We start from the raw sequence: 18,426 nt of genomic DNA on the forward strand, positions 1-18,426 counted from the left end.
TGATCTGACCCAGCAATCGTGGACACCGGGTTAAGCAGCTACCTTCTCAAACTCCTCTGGGGTTTGGTAACCCAAAGTGCTGTGCAGGCGATGTCGATTGTAATCGACCTCTATGTACTCGAATACCCTTTCCCGCATCTGGGCTCGGGTCGTGAACCGCTCGCCATGGATCGCTTCCACCTTCAATGAGTGAAAGAAGCTCTCCGAGCAGGCATTGTCATAACAATTGCCTTTGGCGCTCATGCTGCAGTGCAGGCCGTGGGCATTCAACAGTAACCGTGTAACCGTTCACCGACAGGGGCTTGACGCACACAACTCGGCAGGGATGGGGTAATCCGTTTTCTCGATGCAGGCTCGGACGACGGCGCGCAGCCACTCCTGGGGGCAACGACCCAGGCGTTTGGCTGTCTCCACCAACGACAGGATGCGCTGACGAAACTGCTCACCACGATGTGAGCACACGCCGTAGCTCCCTTTGCGCCACAGCACATAGCCGCGCAGCGCGCGCTCGGCCTCATTATTCGTCAGCGGAATATCGTCATCCCCCATAAACCGCCACAACATCTCGTTATCCTTGATGAGCCACGCGCAGCGCCCCCGATAGCGCGTTGAGCAGAGCAGCCGTCCTTGCTCTAACTGCTTTAACCAGCTCTGCCGATAGCGCCTGAGCCGGTGCAGATAGCGCTCCTTGCTCAAGGCCCCATGCTCATAGCGATGGCGAACCCGAAACACACTGTTGGCCAGCAGCACCAGCCTGGCTCCAATGGACTGATTAACCTGCTCTCCACTTTGGGCAATGGCGACCACATTGCGCAGCACATGGGCCCAGCAGAGTTGCCGCTGACTCGCGCCGACAAACCGGTAGCCCGCATATTGGTCCGTCACCAGCACGCCTGCCAGCTCCGACCCCAGCAGGCGTTTGGCTGCGTCGATACCACGGCCGTAAGCGGTCATGAAGCAAACCGCTATCTTGCTCAGTGCCATCCACATGTAACCGTTCACCGGGACTGGGTTGACAGGTGGAATAGGGTGTGGTTATGGGGTATTTCCTAACAGAATATTCTGTCGGAATGCTTTTAAACTCCCGATTATCGGATGTTTCAACTAAGGGACGCCTGAGTGCTCCATTGTCAAGATGCTCTCGGTGAACGGTTACCGGCGTTGTTGAATAAAAGAATCTTTCTCTTGTTAAGCTCGGCATGAGCCTGAAGATCTCATCTGAAAGCCGCATTCCAGTGTCTCAGACATGGTGAGACGCAGAGACATCCTCTGATTTTTATAACCTAAACAGCGCAGATATGCTTTTGTTCAACAAGGCCACGGTTACCGGGAAAGGGTATTCGAGTACATAGAGGTCGATTACAATCGACATCGCCTGCACAGCACTCTGGGTTACCAAACCCCAGAGGAGTTTGAGAAGGTAGCTGCTTAACCCGGTGTCCACGATTGCTGGGTCAGATCAGTTCAAGCAACTCATCGGGCCAAAGCTGAGCCTGCGCAACTACAACGCCCAAGTGGGCGAAATTCTGGCTGGTGTGAAGGTGATGAACACGCTGATAGGGCTTGGTATGCCTGCTCGCCAGCCAGTGAATTGAGTGGTCATGGCGGGTTGGGGAACGGCTATCCAACGACGGATTTTGTCAACAACGCCCTACTTTCTGGATAATGCCGCACCGTTCCCTGGCAACGCACATAGGCTTATGCAACTGGTGCGGAATTAGGATCAGCTATTTATAGGATCAGATCACCGAGATGACAGATAGCTCCCCAATTTAAGCAACAAGGCTATAGCTATGAATCATTCTTACCAATGAAAAGACACTGAAGGAAAAAATAAAGTGCAAGCGAGTAAAAGCGGCGATGAGTACAGACTACCTGGCTAGAGTCTTTTGCAGGATAAGCATTTTTCATGCTTTTCCCTTGGTTACCACCCTATCTTCTTGGTATTAATGGTATGGATAAAGAAAATCATTGCGTTTGTTATTATGAACCTAGCGCACTTGTTTCAGTACTATGCATTTCATTTAATCATGAACAGTACTTGAGGCGCACCCTTGATTCTATAATTATGCAGGATGTCGATTTTAAATATGAAGTTTTAGTGCATGACGATGCTTCCCAAGATAATTCACAAAGCATCATATCAGAATATGAAGAAAGGTATCCTGAACTCATTGTTAGTTTGAAAAGAATAGAGAATGTTTATTCAAAAGGCGACCGACTTTCTATATGGCGTTTCTTTGTAGAGCATGCTCAGGGGGAGTTTATTGCTTTCTGCGAAGGTGATGACTATTGGTTATCAAAGGATAAACTTAAAAAGCAAATAGCTGGATTAATTAGCAAACGTGAATGTAATATATCATTTCATCCAACAACTAGGTTGAATACAGAAACGGGAGTCTGCTTGGGGTCATATGGCTACATTGCTGAGTTTGATTCTAAGGAGGTTTCATTCATTTCTCCAGAATTAGCAAGTGTTTTTTTTATTGAAAATACAGTTCATGTATCATCCGTCGTGATGCGACGCTGCTCATTTATATCATTTTATCAATTTTTTAAAAAGTATCCCTGGATTGATGCGAGTGACTATTTTATCAAATTGATTGGTGGGGCTTCAGGTGCCTTATATATAAGAGATGAGATGTCAGTGTATCGAGAGAATGTACCAGGATCTTGGACCAGTGCTCGGGAAAATAACTTTAACTTAAAAGTCGCACATTGTATAAAAATGCTTTCAGTATCACAAGGGATTTCAAGTTGCTTTGTGACATACAATAAAAATGAGATTGGCCGCCATCACTTACTTAAGTATACGCTTGAGTTACATTCATTGCTTCATTCCGCCTTTGCTTATTCTTACTTGAGTGAATTTTATTCAATTATAAAGGGGGCAGTGAGTAAAGCTATAATGGAATTTAAGTCAGGAAATATAATATATTTCGGTGCGGGGACGATCTTTGATGCTCTTATTGGAGATGAAACTGATATTGTAAATGTTATTGATAAGGGGGCTTTTTTAAAGCTAATAAAAAGACATGTTTTGTACAGTTGTGAGCTAGAAGAACACTCATTTAATGAAACAGATGTGATTGTGGTTACGCCTATTTTCAGAGGGCATTCAATATGCGATAGTCTATTGAATAAGCGTGGGGTAAAATGCAAGATTGTTATTGTTGATGATTTGTTGACTTTAGATTTGGTAAATAAAAGTATTTTTTCTTCAGCTAAACGCTTTCTGATTGAACATGGATATCCTAGAGAGGATATTTGTCTTAATATCAATATGAAATAGGATGTTTTGTAATGAAGGTTGTTCCTGTTACTAAGCCATATCTTCCCCCTTTAGATGATTTTATTCCTTATTTAGAGGAAATTTGGGAGAATTGTCAATTAACAAATAATGGGCCTTTTCATCAACAATTGGAAAAAGAATTATGTTTATATTTAGGTGTTGAACATTTGTCATTGTTTACAAATGGTACATTGGCTTTAGTGACGGCTCTGCAAGCATTAAGGATAAAGGGTGAAGTAATTACAACCCCTTACTCATTTGTTGCAACCAGCCATGCCCTTATATGGAATAATCTTACACCTGTGTTTGTTGATGTGAAACCGGGTTCATTTAATATAGACGCTTCAAAAATTGAAGAGGCGATTACACCAAATACTACAGCTATTTTGCCTGTGCATTGTTACTCAACACCTTGTGAGATTGAGGAGATTCAGAGAATTGCTGATAACTATGGCTTGCGGTTAATATATGATGCAGCGCATGCATTTGGAACTAAATACAAGGGCGAAAGCATTTTGAATCAGGGAGATATGTCAGTACTTAGCTTTCATGCTACAAAGGTTTTTAATACATTCGAAGGTGGCGCTATAATATCAGCATCGCGAAAGTTGAAACAACGGGTAGATTATTTAAAGAACTTCGGTTTCTCTGATGAGATAACTATTGTTGCTCCCGGGATTAATGCTAAAATGAGTGAAGTGAATGCTGCTTTTGGCTTATTACAACTCAAGCATGTTGATGACGCCCTTTCACAAAGGAAAGTGATCTTTGACCGGTATTGCAATGAATTAGCGGATGTAGTCGGGATTGAACTTCCTCTCATGAAGCTTAATGGTATCATAAATTACTCCTACTTTCCTATTTTAGTCAAAGATGACTATATAATGAGTCGCGATATGCTCTATAGTAAGTTAAAGTCGGAAGGTATTTTTGCAAGACGATACTTTTACCCGTTAATTAGCAATATACCGATGTATAACAAAATTCCCTCTTCGTCTCCTCATAATCTCATTAACGCCAATATTTTATCAAGTCGTGTAATTTGTTTACCGTTGTATCCCGGTCTAGATCCTGATTCACTTACTAAGATAATAACTTTGATAAAGTATGGCCATGATTGATTTTATGCGCAGCATATTGTTTAAATTTTTTGACTAGACTCTAGATGAGAACTGATACTATGGCCCTATCAAACAAAGGAAGTAATTCAGGAGTGTTGATTTTCTCAGGGTATAATCCAAGGGCTATAATCGCATTTATAAGAACCTTAATTATTACAGATATTAAATTTACTATCATTGCAGCCTCTGAAGAGGATTTTATTTTATCTACAGACTATAAGGGGCACGTTGCGGCTATTCGCAATATACAGTCGCTAGATAAAGATGATCTGAGGCGCTGTATTAATTTGTCACGGGCCATGTTGGAGTGTGAGACAATGGTCGTTGCGCCATCTTCAGAGTTTCTAAATAGATATTTATTAAGTGAGTCCACATTTTTCGAGAGTTTGGGCGTTACAATCCCTCTTGTGGATAAGAATCTCTATGAGATGATTTCTGATAAGAAGTCATTTGGTCAGATATGTTCTAAACATGGATTGCTTGTCCCTTGTGAAATATTAAATCCTGAAGAAAAAAATTTGCCATTTGTAGCAAAACCAATAAGGTATCAGTCAAAGTTAGGTGAAATTCACAGTCCTGTCATAATAGATAATAACAATGACTTAGAGTATTTTTTGGCTAGGGGTGATCGTGATGACTTTTATTTTCAAGAGTACATATCAGGTGAGACTTACTATCTTCTTTATTATTTTGATCGTTCAGGTTCAGTAGAGAAGTTATCAATGAGAAATTTAATTCAACAGCCAAATGGAAAGTCAGTTATTGCATCTGTATTAAGTGATGTTCATACCTTATCTGTATCAGTTGGTTATGAAAAATTACTATCCAGCATGAGCTTTTTTGGATTAGTTATGGTTGAATTGAAAAAATATAAAAACAAGTATTATATGATAGAAGCAAACCCTAGGTTTTGGGGGCCATCCCAACTTTTTGTTGATGCACAGCATAATCTTTTCATTAACTTTTTAAATGATTGGCTAGGAGTCTCTTATTCCGTTAATACTGGAATTTTTAATCAGAGTGCTAAGTATTTTTGGATGGGAGGGTTTGTCGAGAATGAATTTAATTCTCCTTGTTCTTGTCATTTAGAAGATACAGATGCGGTGGCGATGCTTGGTAGTTTAGGGGAGTTTATGTCGAATGATGTGTATATGCGCTCAGATACTATCCAGATTGGATTGAAATATTGGGGTCAACATGATTAATAACGGTAAGCAACTTGAGAATCTTTATTATAAAATGAGTAAACATGCTCATTATCAAAGACTGAACCCTCTCGTAGAGAATTTGTTTAATAATTGCACTATTAAACCTAGTGTTAATCGTTTTGAATGTGAGCGCTTTCTTGCTATTGAGTCACATATTGATCTTGTCGGCTTAACTGTATTAGATGTCGGTGGTAATACGGGATATTTTTCTTTTGAAAGTATCAGAAAAGGTTGTAATCTGGTTCACTACTATGAGGGTAATTCAGAGCATTGTGAGTTTGTAAAGTTGGCTGCAAGTATGATAGGTATATCTGACAGGTTGAATGTATATAGTAAATATTTTCAGCCTTCAGAGGAAGTACAAAAGGTTGATTTGATATATTTGCTTAATGTACTCCATCATATTGGTGATGATTTTGGTATTGTGCGTAATGAACAGGCTTGCCTCGACTCTGCTGCCGACATGTTACGAAAATATTCAAATTTAGGATCATATTTAGTATTTCAGATAGGATATAACTGGAAGGGCGATCCTAACAGGCCATTATTCAATAATGGTACCAAATCAGAAGTCATTGAGTGGTTAGAGTCGGTTACTGCAGGATATTGGGAAATTATGTCAACTTTAATTGCAGTGCAAACATCTACCGGAGTAACATATCTACCTAAAAATGATGAGAGCATTGTTAGAGATGACAAGTATGGCGAATTTTTTAATCGCCCCATATTCATTTTAAAAAGTAAATTGTGTTAATCGTGTTGTGGCTATTGGATTCAACGTTGAATTGCAACATCTGTACAAGAATCTGGCGGTCTTGCAAAACTGCTCAAAGATCACTTTAGGCTACTTGAGGCCAAGGTATTTGCGCGATAATCGTTCATCATGAGTGCGTTGACATAAAAAAGAGACGATCGTTACTTGAACGCCATCAGCCTGTTGTATGAGCATTGCTATGCAGGCTGTTGTTCCACCCAGAATATAATGGTTATTGGCTTATGGATCTCAACAAGCCATTGATCATATCTTGCTGAGCATGAGCCAGTGCAGGAAATAATGGCAGCGTGATGGCACCGCTATAGAACTGTTCAGCATGGGGTAGGGGGGACGGCGTCCACCTTTGATACCAAGGCTGCTTGTAGATCGGCATATAGTGCACGTTGGCCCCAATGCCATGATCGCGGAGTCTTTGGAACAGGTCACTGCGCTGCTCTGGAGCAACATGGTGCACATAGAGATGAAAAGCGCTGCGCCGCTCCGTATTGAAATAGCGAGGGAGAAGGTCGGGTACCAGGGCTTCGAAGTAGCGACGGGCCAGCTCGCCCCGTTTTTCAATCCATCTTTCTAAGTTAGCCATCTGACCCAATCCCAGAGCTGCCTGGATGTCAGTCATCCTGTAGTTAAAGCCCAGCATCTGCTGCTCGTAGTACCAGGGGCCGTCCGGTTCGTTGATAAAGTCCTCCGGCTCGCGGGTGATACCGTGGCTGCGCAGCATGCGCATGGTCTTGGCCAATTGCGGGTCATTGGTCATGGCCATGCCCCCTTCGCCGGTGGTGATGATCTTCACCGGGTGGAAGCTAAAGACGGTGATATCGCTGTAGCGGCCGTTGCCGGTAGGCTCGCCGTGATAGCGGGCGCCGAGGGCGTGGCAGGCATCCTCTATGATACGAAAACCATACTCCTGTCCCAGGCGGTGGATCTCTTTCATGTCACAGGGCAGGCCTGCGAAGTGCACCGGGATCACCACCTTGGGCAGCTTGCCTTCCGCCTTGGCGGCAGTCAGTTTCCGCTCCAGCTCAAGCGCGCACATATTGCCGGTATCGGGCTCGATGTCGACAAAGTCCACCTGGGCACCGCAATAGAGTGCGCAGTTGGCCGATGCCACGAAACTGATAGGGGAGGTCCAGACCCAGTCTCCCGGGCCGACTCCCAGCGCCAGACAGGCGATGTGCAGTGCGGCAGTACCCGAGTTGACCGCTACCCCAAATGTGGCATCGCAAAAATCGGCGACCGCCTGCTCGAAGCGGGGTACGACAGGCCCCTGGGTCAGAAAGTCGGATTTTAATACCTCCACCACCGCATCGATATCGGCCTGACTGATGGACTGGCGACCGTAGGGGATCATTCGATGTTGACCTCTTGGTTGAGCCGCTTGAGCGCCTCTATGGTGAGATAGTGGGGGTTGCTTCTGGAGTTGTACTCAAAGCCGGATTCGACCATCCGCCCCTTCTCGCCCGCCGCCGTCTTCGAGAAGTCGTTGTTACGGTTGTTGAAGTTGATGGTGGGGCCGATGACGAAGAAATCATCGAACTCGAAGGTGTGGTAGGAGTCGTCGGCCGGGCACATCACCTCATGCATCTTTTCACCGGGACGGATGCCCACGATCTTGTGGGGAAGATCGGGCGCCATGGCTCGGGCCAGATCCGTGATGCGCACCGAGGGGAGCTTGGGCACAAAGATCTCACCCCCCTTCATACGCTCGAAGTTGCGAAGCACAAACTCCACCCCTTGTTGCAGAGTGATCCAGAAGCGGGTCATCTCCTCATGGGTGATGGGCAGGGAATCTGTCCCCTGATCGATCAGCTGCTGGAAGAAGGGCACCACAGAGCCGCGTGAGCCGACGACGTTGCCGTAGCGCACCACGGAGAAACGGGTCGGGTCCTGCCCGGCGATGTTGTTGGCCGCCACAAACAGCTTGTCAGAGGCGAGCTTGGTAGCCCCATAGAGGTTGATTGGGTTGGCGGCCTTGTCGGTCGAGAGGGCGATCACCTTCTTCACCTGATTAAAGAGGGCGGCCTGGATCACGTTCTCGGCCCCGTGGATGTTGGTCTTGATACACTCCATGGGGTTGTATTCGGCGGCAGGCACCTGCTTGAGGGCGGCGGCATGAACCACATAGTCCACTCCGCGCATGGCCATGGTGAGGCGGTTGGCGTCGCGCACGTCACCGATGAAATAGCGCATGCAAGGTTCGTTGAACACCTGTTGCATCTCGAACTGCTTGAGCTCGTCGCGAGAGTAGATAATAAGACGCTTGGGTTGGTAGCGGGCCAATATGGTCTTGACCAGCATCTTGCCAAAGGAGCCGGTGCCGCCGGTAATCAATAGGGTCTTGTTGTCAAACATAGGGGTCTCTCTCTGCTGAGCTCAGTCTCAAGCAATCTTCGTTCCATCTCGTGGATACAGGGGCGCATCTTCCCTCGATATGTAGCACAGGGCGGGAAGGATAACCCAATGATTTCCATCGAATTGTTAGATCATAACTCCACTTTGCCCGATTGCGCACACTTTCCTTGGGTTAAATGGGGCCTCATATCACAGGCGTGCTCTCTCTCTTCATTCTGTAAGCAGATATTGCGAAGCTTGTCACCAGGGTTGACCCAACTCCTGGCGGCCGCCATCATGGCGCCGCCCCGTGACCGGGGCACTGTCTGCAGCATCTCGTTAGGCGAGGCTCCTGCATAAACACAGGCCACTGATCTCACGACGTCCAGAGACGCCCAAGATCAGGACAGTTTTCATCGGATTAAGGTGTTAACCCAAGTGGCTTCCGGGTAACCGGATACGTTATGCAGTGCTAAAGCTGGAACGTGGGGATGCGGGTTTCGCGTGAGCGACCCTTTTCCTGCCGATCTCTTGCTCGTCCATCAAGGGCTGTTTTCTCTCATTTGCGCGTCGCGCACCTCCAGGCTGACCTGGATCACACGAGAACTCTGTGATGAAGAAAACACACCTGTTACTCAATACCCATCAACTGCTCGATCGCCCCTCACTGCAAGGGTGGCTGGCCCATAACACCAATCCTGTACGCCGCGCCGATCAGCTGATGGCCCTGCGCCCCGAAGAGCTTAACTGCGTCTTCGACACCCTGCCGCTAGAAGATAGTGAGTCCCTGCTTATCTCCTTGCCGGGAGCGACGGCGGGGCGACTGCTACTCCGTTTGCATGTAAGCGTCATGACGCCACTGCTCAACTGGCTCAGCCTGGCCCAGCTGCTCGAGCTGCTGCGCCCGCTGGGACGGGCCGAGCAGGATCAACTGACTGCCGCTATCCAGGAAGAGCATCAGGGGGCGCTGCGTCTTCTGCTCAAGTGGCCTCCCGAGACGGTCGGTGCCCATATGCGGCTCGACTATCTGGCCCTGCCACGCGACTGTAGCGTCGAGGGGGCCAAACGGCAGGTGCACGATCTGTGGGATCAAGCGGTGAGCACCCGTGACATCTTCGTGGTGAGTACCGAGGGCGTGCTGTGTGGCGCCATCTCGTTGCGTACTCTGATGGTGGCCGAGCCCACGGCATCCCTAGGGGAGCTGATGACCCTCGACATCGCCCGGATTGAGGCGATGGCGGATCAGGAGGTGGCGGCCCGGCTGCTTATCGAGCGGGATCTCTCCATCCTGCCGGTCGTGCATGAGGGACGACTGGTCGGGGTGCTGCATGTGGATGACGCGGCCGATATTCTCGAATCCGAGTCGACTGAGGATGCGGAGATGCAGGGGGGGTCACTGCCGCTCGACAAACCCTATCTCGAGACCTCCCCCTGGGAGCTATGGCGCAAGCGCACCCCCTGGTTGCTGGTCCTGTTTGTGGCCGAGGCTTACACAGGCACTGTGCTGCGGGCATTTGAAGAGCAGCTCGAGGCGGCCATCGCCCTGGCCTTCTTCATTCCTCTGCTCATTGGCACAGGTGGCAACAGTGGTACCCAGATCACCACCACCATCATAAGGGCCATGGCGGTGGGGGAGGTGAGCCTGCGAAACCTCGGTGCCGTGCTGAAAAAAGAGCTCTCCACCGCCTCTTTCATCTCGGTGGCAATCGCGCTGGCCGCCTGGGTAAGAGCCTGGTCACTGGGGGTGGGCCCCCAGATTGGTCTGGTGGTGACCCTTACCATTCTTGCGATTGTGCTCTGGAGTGCCACCGTGGCCTCGGTGATCCCCATGGTGCTGCGTCGCCTTCGGATCGATCCTGCCGTGGTGTCTGCCCCTTTTATCGCGACCCTGGTCGACGGTACCGGCCTCATCATCTACTTCGAGATTGCCAAGCTGATCCTGCCCGAGTTGCAGTGAGGTGAATAAAAAGCGGGGCGGCCTATGGGCCGCCCCGCTGCTATTTCAGTTGTGTGAGTGGTTACACCGACTCCAGCAGCAGGGGCCAACCGGCCTCCCGGCAGTAGCGCTGCTCTTTCTCCAGGTTTTGCATCAAGAGGCGATTGGCCTCACACCAGTTGGCAGGCAGGCGCAGGGTGAGTGTCTCCTCACTTACCGCGATTTCCAGCGCGGGCAGAAGTTCGTCCTGGCGGCGATGGTGCAGGGCTACCGCGAGGCGCAGCAGACGAAGGCAGCGCAGCACCGTCATGGTGTCGTGGCTCGGCAGGGGAGGCATCTCTTCCAGACGCAATGCCTTGCGCTGGAAGCGTGCCAGGGCCGCCAGCAGAGTCTGATCCTCCTGGCTGAAGCCGGGCAGATCCGTGTGCTGCAGAATGTAGGCCGAATGGCGATGGATGCCGCTGTAGTTGATGGCCATGCCTATCTCGTGCAGCCGCGCCGCCCAGCCGAGCAGGGCCCGATAGGGGGTGTGCTCGAGTTGCCACTCGCCCTGCACCGCATCAAACAGGGTGAGGGCGGTCTGTTCGACCCGGCTCGCCTGGCGCACGTCGAGGTGATAGTGGCGGCTGAGCGCCTCAGTGGTGCGCTCGCGGATGTCGTGGTGTTGCAGCCGCTCCTCAAATTCGTAGAGCAGTCCCTCGCGCAGGGCACCGTCCGAGTAATCCATCCGCTCGATCTTGAGGGTATGAAACAGGGCCAGCAAGATGGCGACCGCAGCGGGCAGCACCTCGCGTCGCTCCTCGGGCAGTCCCGCCAGTTTGAGGTTGCCGCACTTCTTGCTCTCTATCATCTTCTGGCGCAGCAGTTCGAGGGCGCCCAGGGTGATGCCCCCCTCGCTCAGCCCCTCCTGCACCAGCACATCGTGCACGGCGCGGATAGAGCCCGAGCTGCCCAGGCACGCCTGCCAGCCCAGAGTGCGGTACTGCTCGCGGATGGGGTCGAGTTGGTGCTGGGCCTCCAGCATGGCGGCGGTAAATTGACGCTCACTGAGCTTGCCGTCGGAGAAAAAATGCTGGGTGAAGCTGACGCAGCCCATCTTGCGGCTGGTGAGGGCATGGGGGGTGAAGCCTTCGCCGATGATGAGCTCTGTGCTCCCCCCGCCGATGTCCACGACCAGTACCTGCCCTTCCACATGCTGGGTATGGGCGACCCCTTGATAGATGAGGCGTGCCTCCTCCTGGCCGCTGATCACATCAATGGGGTGGCCCAGCAGGCGGCTGGCCTGCTGGACGAACTCATGGGCATTGCTGGCCCGGCGCAGGGTGTAGGTGCCGGCGATACGCACGTGCTCCGGATGGAGATTGGCGAGGCGCTCGGCAAACAGGGCGAGGCAGTCGAGCCCTCGCTGCATCGCCTCTGGACTGATCCGTTTGCGCTCATCCATCCCCTCGGCCAGCCTGACCCGCTCCTTGAGGCGGTCTACCACCCGGAAACGTCCCTCGCTGAGGTGCGCGATGATCATATGAAAGCTGTTGGAGCCAAGATCCACGGCGGCATAGAGGCTATTGTCCACCTTGCTTCTCCTCGCACTGTTTCAGGTATTCATAGATGGCCATCTGGCTGCGCAGCTTGCGCCGGTTGCCCCGTTTGACGTACTCGTTCTTCTGCTCGGCATCGATGACTCGGGCCTTGGTGGTGTCGTTCCACTGCAGATCCAGGATGTCGAGGATGCGCTGCTTGAGGCGATCGTCGTAGACCGGGGTGCCTACCTCGATACGGCCGTCGATATTACGGCTCATCCAGTCGGCGCTGGAGATGTAGAGCTGGGGGTTCCCCTTGTTGTGAAACACCATGACGCGGGGGTGTTCGAGGAAGCGATCGATGATGCTGATCACCTTGATGTTCTCGCTCAGGCCCGGCACGCCCGGCTTGAGAGCGCACATGCCACGGATGATCATCTGAATGGGGACCCCCGCCTGGCCCGCAGCATAGAGGCGGTTGATGAGATCCCTGTCCACCAGGTTGTTGACCTTGAGCACGATGCCGGAGGGCAGGCCCGCCTTGGCGTTGGCCAGCTCGTTGTCGATGAGGCGAAACAGTTGACGCCGGCTGTTGATGGGGGAGACCAGCAGGTGATTGAACTTGTAGCGCCGATAGGGGTATTCGATGTACTCGAAGACGCTCTCCACCTCGGCGGCTATCTCGGGATGAGCCGTCATCAGGGAGAAGTCGGTGTAGATCTTGGCGGTCTTCTCGTTGAAGTTTCCGGTCCCGATATGGGCATAGCGCACCGGGGCGCCATTCTCCATCCGGGTGATGAGGCAGAGCTTGGAGTGGATCTTGAGGCTCGGCACCCCGAACACCACCCGCACTCCGGCGTCGGTCAAGATATTGGCCCAGTCGATGTTGGCCGCCTCGTCGAAGCGGGCGCGCAGCTCGACCACCACGGTCACCTTCTTGCCGTTGTTGGCGGCATCGATCAGGGAGTGAATGATGCGCGACTTCTTGGCCACCCGGTAAATATTGATGCGAATGGCGGTGACCGCCGGGTCGAAGGCGGCCTGGCGCACCAGCTCGGTGAAATGGTGGAACTTGTGGTAGGGGTAGTAGAGCAGTATGTCCCGCTCGCGGATGGCGTCGAAGGCGTTGACGAAGCCATCGAAATCACGGCACTCGAGGGCGGGGAGCTTGGGGTTTTCCAGATAATCCCGGCCGACATTGGGAAAGCCGATGAAATCTTTGAAGTTGTGATAGCGCCCGCCGGGGATGATGGCGTCATAGGAGCTGATCTGCAGCTTGAGCTTGAGAAAGCTGATCATGGCCGCCGGCATTTCCCGCTCATAGACGAAGCGCACCGGCATGGCGGTGATCCGCTGCTTCAAGCCATCACTCATCTTGTCGACCAGGCTGAGATCCAGCTGATCCGAGAGATCATACTCGGCGTCACGGGTCAGTTTGACCGCGTAGGCGGCGATCTCGTCGTAGTCGAAGAAGCCCTTGAAGATGGCATCGAGGTTGAGGCGGATGATGTTGTCGAGCAAGATGATCTGCTTTTTGCGGCGCGACCCTTCCGGCGGCAGCTGGAAGAAGCGCGGCAGATCGTCGGTGGGCACCTCGACCAGGGCATACTGGATCACCTGCCCCTGTCTTTTCATCTCGACGGCCAGATAGGTGCGCTCATCTTTGAGAAACTTGGCGGGGTTGACCTCCTTGTTGAGGAGGATAGGGGTGATGTGGCGCAGTACCTTCTCGCGAAAGAAGGTGCGCATCCAGTTTACGGTGGCTTCCGAGAGCTGGTTTTCGTTGACCAGAAAGATACTGTGGCGAGCGAGCTGCAACAGCAGCTCGCGATAGGTGGCATCAAATGATTCCCCCAGGGTCAGTACCTTCTGCTGAATGGCCCGTAGCAGCAGTTTGGCCGCCTCGTCCCCTCCGTGCTCTTCGTTGATGAGGATACGGCGTTTCACATCCGACACCCGCACCTTGAAGAACTCATCCTGGTTGGAAGAGAAGATCCCGAGAAAGCGAACCCGCTCGATGAGGGGAACCGTCTTGTCCATCGCCTCCTGCAGTACCCGCTCGTTAAATGAGAGCCAACTGAGCTCCTTGTCCACGTACAACTGATCCGTGCTCATGATCTGCCTCTGAAATGCCGTCTGGGTCGCCTGTTATATGACACTTTAATTGCACTTTTATTAACTCAGGCATCCTCGTCCCGGTCGATGTCGATCATCAGATCGTCCGAGAGCGCCTCGAGTGCCTCGATCAACTGCTCTTCATCGAGGCTATCGGGCAAGGCCACCAGGGTGTGGGCGAAGAAGAGGGGCGCGCCCGAGTGGGGGGCCGGCTCACAGCCTGTGGTGAGATCGATCACGTTGACCGAGAGGCGGCAAAGGGTGGCGGCCAGCTCTTCGACGATGCCGGGGCGATCGTTGCCGGTGACCGTCATCATCAGCTGCTGCTGGGGTTCGGGGTGATCTTCCCCCTCGGCCAGGGTGATCTGAAGATTGGGCAGGGCCTCCAGAGTGGTATGCAGCGATGCCACGGCTTCCCCGGGCAGGGTGATTTGCAAGATGCCGGCGAATTGGCCTGCCAACTCGCTCATGGAGCTGGCCTGCCAGCTGCCGCCTGCCTGCTTGACGGCCTTGGCCAGGGATTCGACGATGCCCGGGCGGTCCGGACCGATGACGGTAATAACCAGTTGCTTGTGCATATATACCTCCTTGTCGTTCATCCTCTCATTGTGCCTGTGGGGGCGCGCCATATGAAGCGCTGTCACCATAAAAAGTGGTGGCAATAGCGATGGGGGGGCGGTGCGTCAGTCACTGACAGACTCGAGGGTGCATGCTAGAGTATCGCCCGTTTTTTTAGCCCAATCGTCGTGAAGGCAGGAGGAGTCATGGGCTTGGTCTGGTTAGCTGTACTGATGTTGTTGGTGGCGGGAGCCTTGTGGTGGATACGCCGCGGGGCGGCCCCTTCGGAATATCAACGTCAGGAAGGGGTGCTCGAGGCTGACGAGCTGACGCTGCTCGATGCCCTTGAAGAGGCGGTCGGGCAGGAGGCGCGCGTGTTGTGCAAGGTCAATCTGGCCAACGTGCTGGCGCCGAGCGAGCGCCTCAACGCGCGCAAGTGGCAGCGGGCCAGCGATGAGCTCACCTGTTGGGATCTCGACTATGTGCTGATCGACCGGGAGGAGGGGACTCCCCTGTGTGGCATCGTTATCGAAGAAGAGGAGGGGCATGCAGAGGATTTTCGTCGCCTCGCCTGCAAGGCCGCCGGTCTGGCCCTGCTGGCCATTCCCCTGGCCGAGGAGTACGACGTGGCACGGCTGCGCAGTCAGATCTTCTACTATCTCGAGCCTGAGCTGGGACTGGGTGAAGAGGCGCCACAAGAAGAAGCACTGCCTCAGGAGCCCCATCATGAGCGGGAGTTTGGCGACGGGCCGCAACTGGGCGCTTTGTCCCTCGATAGCATCGAGACCGGAGGCCGGCGTGAGCCGACCCTGAATCCCGAGCTGATTGGCGATACCGCAGAAGAGCGCTCACCGACCATCACCCGCATCGCGCAGACCTGCCCCCGTTGCGATGCGCCGCTGGTGGAGCGCCTGGCCCGCAAGGGGCCCAAGGCGGGCCACTATTTCATGACCTGTACCCGTTTCCCCGAGTGTCGTTATGCATCGTTGAGCGAGGGGCAGACCCAGGGGTGAGACCAATAGAAGAGGGAGGCTGATGCCTCCCTCTCTGTGTTGCCTTCTCTTACTCCTCTTCGGCCCAGCGGCGGGAGCGTTCGACCGCCTTCTGCCAGCCGCGGTAGAGCTTGTTGCGTGCCTCATGATCCATCTGCGGGATGAACTCTCTGTCGACGCTGAACTTGTTCTGCAGCTCGTCACTGCTCTCCCAGAAGCCGACGGCGAGGCCAGCCAGGAAGGCGGCGCCCATGGCGGTGGTCTCGATGCGGGTCGGGCGCACCACAGGGGTGTGCATCATGTCGGACTGGAACTGCATCAGGAAGTCGTTGGCTACGGCGCCGCCGTCCACCTTGAGGGCGCAGAGCTTGATGCCGGAGTCCTGCTGCATGGCGTCCAGCACGTCGCGGCTCTGGTAGGCGATGGACTCCAGCGCTGCACGGATGATGTGATTGCGGTTGGCGCCGCGGGTCAGCCCGACCATGGTGCCGCGAGCATACGGATCCCAGTAGGGGGCGCCCAGGCCGACGAAGGCCGGCACCAGATAGACGCCGTTGGTGTCACCCACCTTGGAGGCGAAGTAGTCGGTGTCGCGGGCATCGTGAATGATCTTGAGCTCGTCACGCAGCCACTGGATGGTGGCACCGCCCATGAACACGGCCCCCTCGAGGGCATAGTTCACTTCCCCTTTGGGGCCGACGGCGACCGTGGTCAGCAGGCCGTTGTGGGAGCGAACCGGCTCGGTGCCGGTGTTCATCAGCAAGAAGCAACCGGTCCCATAGGTGTTCTTGGCCATCCCCTTCTCGAAGCAGAGCTGGCCAAACAGGGCGGCCTGCTGGTCACCGGCGATGCCGGCGATGGGGATGCGGGTACCGCCACCCCGGGTGGTGTGGCCATAGATGGAGGAGGAGGGCTTCACCTCAGGCAGCATGGACATGGGGATGCCCAGCTCGTCGAGCATCTTCTCGTCCCACTTCAGCTCGCGGATGTTGTAGAGCATGGTGCGCGAGGCGTTGGTCGGGTCGGTGACGTGCACCTCGCCGTTGGTCATCTTCCATACCAGCCAGGTATCGATGGTACCGAACAGGAGCTCGCCGTTCATCGCCTTCTCGCGGGCACCCTCGACGTTGTCGAGGATCCACTTCACCTTGGTACCGGAGAAGTAGGCATCCAGCACCAGGCCGGTATTTTCGCGCACATACTCTTCCAGGCAACGGGCTTTGAGCTCTTCACAGATGGCGGCGGTGCGGCGGCACTGCCAGACGATGGCGTTGTAGATGGGCTTGCCGGTGGCCTTTTCCCACACCACTGTGGTCTCACGCTGGTTGGTGATACCGATGGCGGCGATCTGGTCGCTGTGCAGCCCGGTCTTGGCCAGCACTTCGGTGAAGACGGAAGATTGGGTCGCCCAGATCTCCATGGGGTCGTGCTCGACCCAGCCTGCTTTGGGGTAGTGCTGGGTGAATTCGCGCTGGGAGACGCCGACGATGTTGGCATCCTGATCGAAGACGATGGCGCGTGATGAGGTGGTTCCCTGATCCAGAGCGACGACGTATTTCTGTTGTGCAGTCATGATGTTCTCCACGTTGGATGGGCCGCCGCTTTGGGCAGCGGCCTCTTCTTTATCGGACGGGCGCCGGCTTAGGCCGCCGCTTCTTCTTTATTGGACAGCTCGGCGGTCTCTTCGGCAGCGACACGGTTACCCGGGACGCAGGGGGCCAATACCTTCACATAGAGGGCGGCACCACAGAGGGCTCCGCAGATGGGGCCAAGGATGGGGACCCAGAAGTAGGGGTTGTCACGGCCACCGGTCAGGGCAATCTCACCCCAGCCGGCCACGAAGGCGAACAGCTTGGGACCAAAATCACGGGCCGGGTTCATGGCAAAGCCGGTAAGGGGGCCGAAAGAGGCGCCAATGACGGCGATCAGGATGCCGATCAGCAGGGCACCGGCAAAGCCTTTGGGAGCGCCGTTATTGGGATCGCCAATGGCCAGGATGGCCAGCATCAGCACGGAGGTGATGAAGAATTCGACGAAGAAGGCCTGCAGGTTGGAGAGGGCCGCATTCGGGTAGGTCGAGAAGGTCCCCGCCAGGGTCAGGCTCTCCTGGCTGCCACGGATGACGTTATGGGTGGTTTCCCACTCGACAAAGAGGCTGCTGTAGAGGAAGTAGACCAGGGCGGCAGAGGCAAAGGCACCTGCTATCTGGGCGACGATGTAGGGGACGACCTTGCGCTTGTCAAAACCGCAGAAGGTGGCCAGGGCGATGGTCACTGCCGGATTGATGTGGGCGCCGGAGATGCCGCCGGCCACATAAATGGCGATGGCACATCCCATGCCCCAGGTGATGGATATCTCCCACAGGCCGAAGCTGGCGCCGGCCAGTTTCAGGGCCGCCACACAGCCCACCCCGAAGAAGATGAGAAGGGCGGTGCCGATAAACTCGGCGAACAGTTCGCCGGGCAAGGTACTGGGTTTTTGTATGCTCATAGACGGTTCTCCACCAGAGGTATTCCTTTATCAGTCGTGTGTCTTGCTATCTTTCGTACCCGAAAACGTTTGTTCCCTGTTGTTTTAATGC

The 18,426-nt window shown here is 53.4% G+C and carries 13 protein-coding genes, 4 pseudogenes and 1 riboswitch; of the genes and pseudogenes, 8 read left to right on the forward strand and 9 right to left on the reverse strand.

Annotation, left to right across the window (positions count from 1 at the left end; genetic code table 11):
* Positions 1 to 30: 30 nt before the first annotated feature.
* Positions 31 to 273 (reverse strand): annotated as a pseudogene (locus BN1133_RS07060) (IS3 family transposase); the annotation flags it as partial.
* Positions 274 to 288: 15 nt separating this feature from the next.
* Positions 289 to 993: pseudogene (tnpC, locus tag BN1133_RS07065) on the reverse strand (IS66 family transposase); the annotation flags it as partial.
* 334 nt (positions 994 to 1,327) lie between these two features.
* Between tnpC and BN1133_RS20045 the strand changes: the two are divergent.
* The 6 genes and pseudogenes from BN1133_RS20045 to BN1133_RS20060 all read left to right on the forward strand — a co-directional run.
* Positions 1,328 to 1,432, forward strand: a pseudogene (locus BN1133_RS20045) (IS3 family transposase); the annotation flags it as partial.
* A gap of 28 nt (positions 1,433 to 1,460) precedes the next feature.
* Positions 1,461 to 1,595: pseudogene (locus BN1133_RS20050) on the forward strand (IS5/IS1182 family transposase); the annotation flags it as partial.
* Between the two features lie 314 nt (positions 1,596 to 1,909).
* The gene (locus BN1133_RS19615) at positions 1,910 to 3,292 is read left to right on the forward strand and encodes a glycosyltransferase family 2 protein (RefSeq protein WP_082177945.1); all 1,383 of its coding nucleotides are present in this window, start codon (positions 1,910 to 1,912) and stop codon (positions 3,290 to 3,292) included.
* A gap of 11 nt (positions 3,293 to 3,303) precedes the next feature.
* Positions 3,304 to 4,413 carry a DegT/DnrJ/EryC1/StrS family aminotransferase gene (locus BN1133_RS07070; RefSeq protein WP_050665839.1) on the forward strand — a complete coding sequence of 370 codons (1,110 nt, stop codon included), beginning with the start codon at positions 3,304 to 3,306 and terminating at the stop codon, positions 4,411 to 4,413.
* A 44-nt stretch (positions 4,414 to 4,457) separates the two neighbouring features.
* Positions 4,458 to 5,618: an ATP-grasp domain-containing protein gene (locus tag BN1133_RS20055; RefSeq protein WP_153006665.1), complete on the forward strand. Its 1,161-nt coding sequence runs from the start codon at positions 4,458 to 4,460 to the stop codon at positions 5,616 to 5,618.
* Positions 5,611 to 6,375: a class I SAM-dependent methyltransferase gene (locus tag BN1133_RS20060; RefSeq protein ID WP_153006664.1), complete on the forward strand. Its 765-nt coding sequence runs from the start codon at positions 5,611 to 5,613 to the stop codon at positions 6,373 to 6,375. The genes BN1133_RS20055 and BN1133_RS20060 overlap by 8 nt, the downstream gene beginning before the upstream one ends.
* A gap of 232 nt (positions 6,376 to 6,607) precedes the next feature.
* On the opposite strand, the gene pseC is transcribed toward BN1133_RS20060, so the two are convergent.
* On the reverse strand, positions 6,608 to 7,744 hold the full coding sequence (gene pseC, locus BN1133_RS07075) for a UDP-4-amino-4,6-dideoxy-N-acetyl-beta-L-altrosamine transaminase (protein WP_050665840.1): 1,137 nt from the start codon (positions 7,742 to 7,744) through the stop codon (positions 6,608 to 6,610).
* Entirely contained in the window at positions 7,741 to 8,745 is a 1,005-nt protein-coding gene (gene pseB / locus BN1133_RS07080; RefSeq protein WP_050665841.1) for a UDP-N-acetylglucosamine 4,6-dehydratase (inverting), read from the reverse strand. The genes pseC and pseB overlap by 4 nt, the downstream gene beginning before the upstream one ends.
* A gap of 307 nt (positions 8,746 to 9,052) precedes the next feature.
* Positions 9,053 to 9,222, forward strand: a riboswitch (M-box (ykoK) riboswitch).
* Positions 9,223 to 9,337: 115 nt separating this feature from the next.
* On the opposite strand from pseB, the gene mgtE reads away from it, so the two are divergent.
* Complete coding sequence (mgtE, locus tag BN1133_RS07085; RefSeq protein WP_050665842.1) at positions 9,338 to 10,681, forward strand: magnesium transporter; 1,344 nt, start codon at positions 9,338 to 9,340, stop codon at positions 10,679 to 10,681.
* A 61-nt stretch (positions 10,682 to 10,742) separates the two neighbouring features.
* Here mgtE and ppx read toward each other — a convergent pair whose 3' ends face one another.
* From ppx to BN1133_RS07100, 3 genes are all read right to left on the reverse strand, one after another.
* Complete coding sequence (gene ppx, locus BN1133_RS07090; protein ID WP_050665843.1) at positions 10,743 to 12,233, reverse strand: exopolyphosphatase; 1,491 nt, start codon at positions 12,231 to 12,233, stop codon at positions 10,743 to 10,745.
* On the reverse strand, positions 12,223 to 14,295 hold the full coding sequence (ppk1, locus tag BN1133_RS07095) for a polyphosphate kinase 1 (protein WP_050665844.1): 2,073 nt from the start codon (positions 14,293 to 14,295) through the stop codon (positions 12,223 to 12,225). The genes ppx and ppk1 overlap by 11 nt, the downstream gene beginning before the upstream one ends.
* 65 nt (positions 14,296 to 14,360) lie before the next feature.
* Positions 14,361 to 14,873: a glycine cleavage system transcriptional repressor gene (locus BN1133_RS07100; protein WP_050666000.1), complete on the reverse strand. Its 513-nt coding sequence runs from the start codon at positions 14,871 to 14,873 to the stop codon at positions 14,361 to 14,363.
* Positions 14,874 to 15,065: 192 nt separating this feature from the next.
* Here BN1133_RS07100 and BN1133_RS07105 point away from each other — a divergent pair, with 192 nt between their 5' ends.
* The gene (locus BN1133_RS07105; RefSeq protein ID WP_160327880.1) at positions 15,066 to 15,866 is read left to right on the forward strand and encodes a DUF2726 domain-containing protein; all 801 of its coding nucleotides are present in this window, start codon (positions 15,066 to 15,068) and stop codon (positions 15,864 to 15,866) included.
* 49 nt (positions 15,867 to 15,915) lie between these two features.
* Here BN1133_RS07105 and glpK read toward each other — a convergent pair whose 3' ends face one another.
* Positions 15,916 to 17,418 carry a glycerol kinase GlpK gene (gene glpK, locus BN1133_RS07110; protein WP_050665846.1) on the reverse strand — a complete coding sequence of 501 codons (1,503 nt, stop codon included), beginning with the start codon at positions 17,416 to 17,418 and terminating at the stop codon, positions 15,916 to 15,918.
* A gap of 68 nt (positions 17,419 to 17,486) precedes the next feature.
* Positions 17,487 to 18,335: an MIP/aquaporin family protein gene (locus BN1133_RS07115; protein ID WP_050665847.1), complete on the reverse strand. Its 849-nt coding sequence runs from the start codon at positions 18,333 to 18,335 to the stop codon at positions 17,487 to 17,489.
* Positions 18,336 to 18,426 lie beyond the last annotated feature (91 nt).

Source organism: Aeromonas schubertii (assembly GCF_000820105.1).
In the GTDB taxonomy this organism is placed as follows: domain Bacteria; phylum Pseudomonadota; class Gammaproteobacteria; order Enterobacterales; family Aeromonadaceae; genus Aeromonas; species Aeromonas schubertii.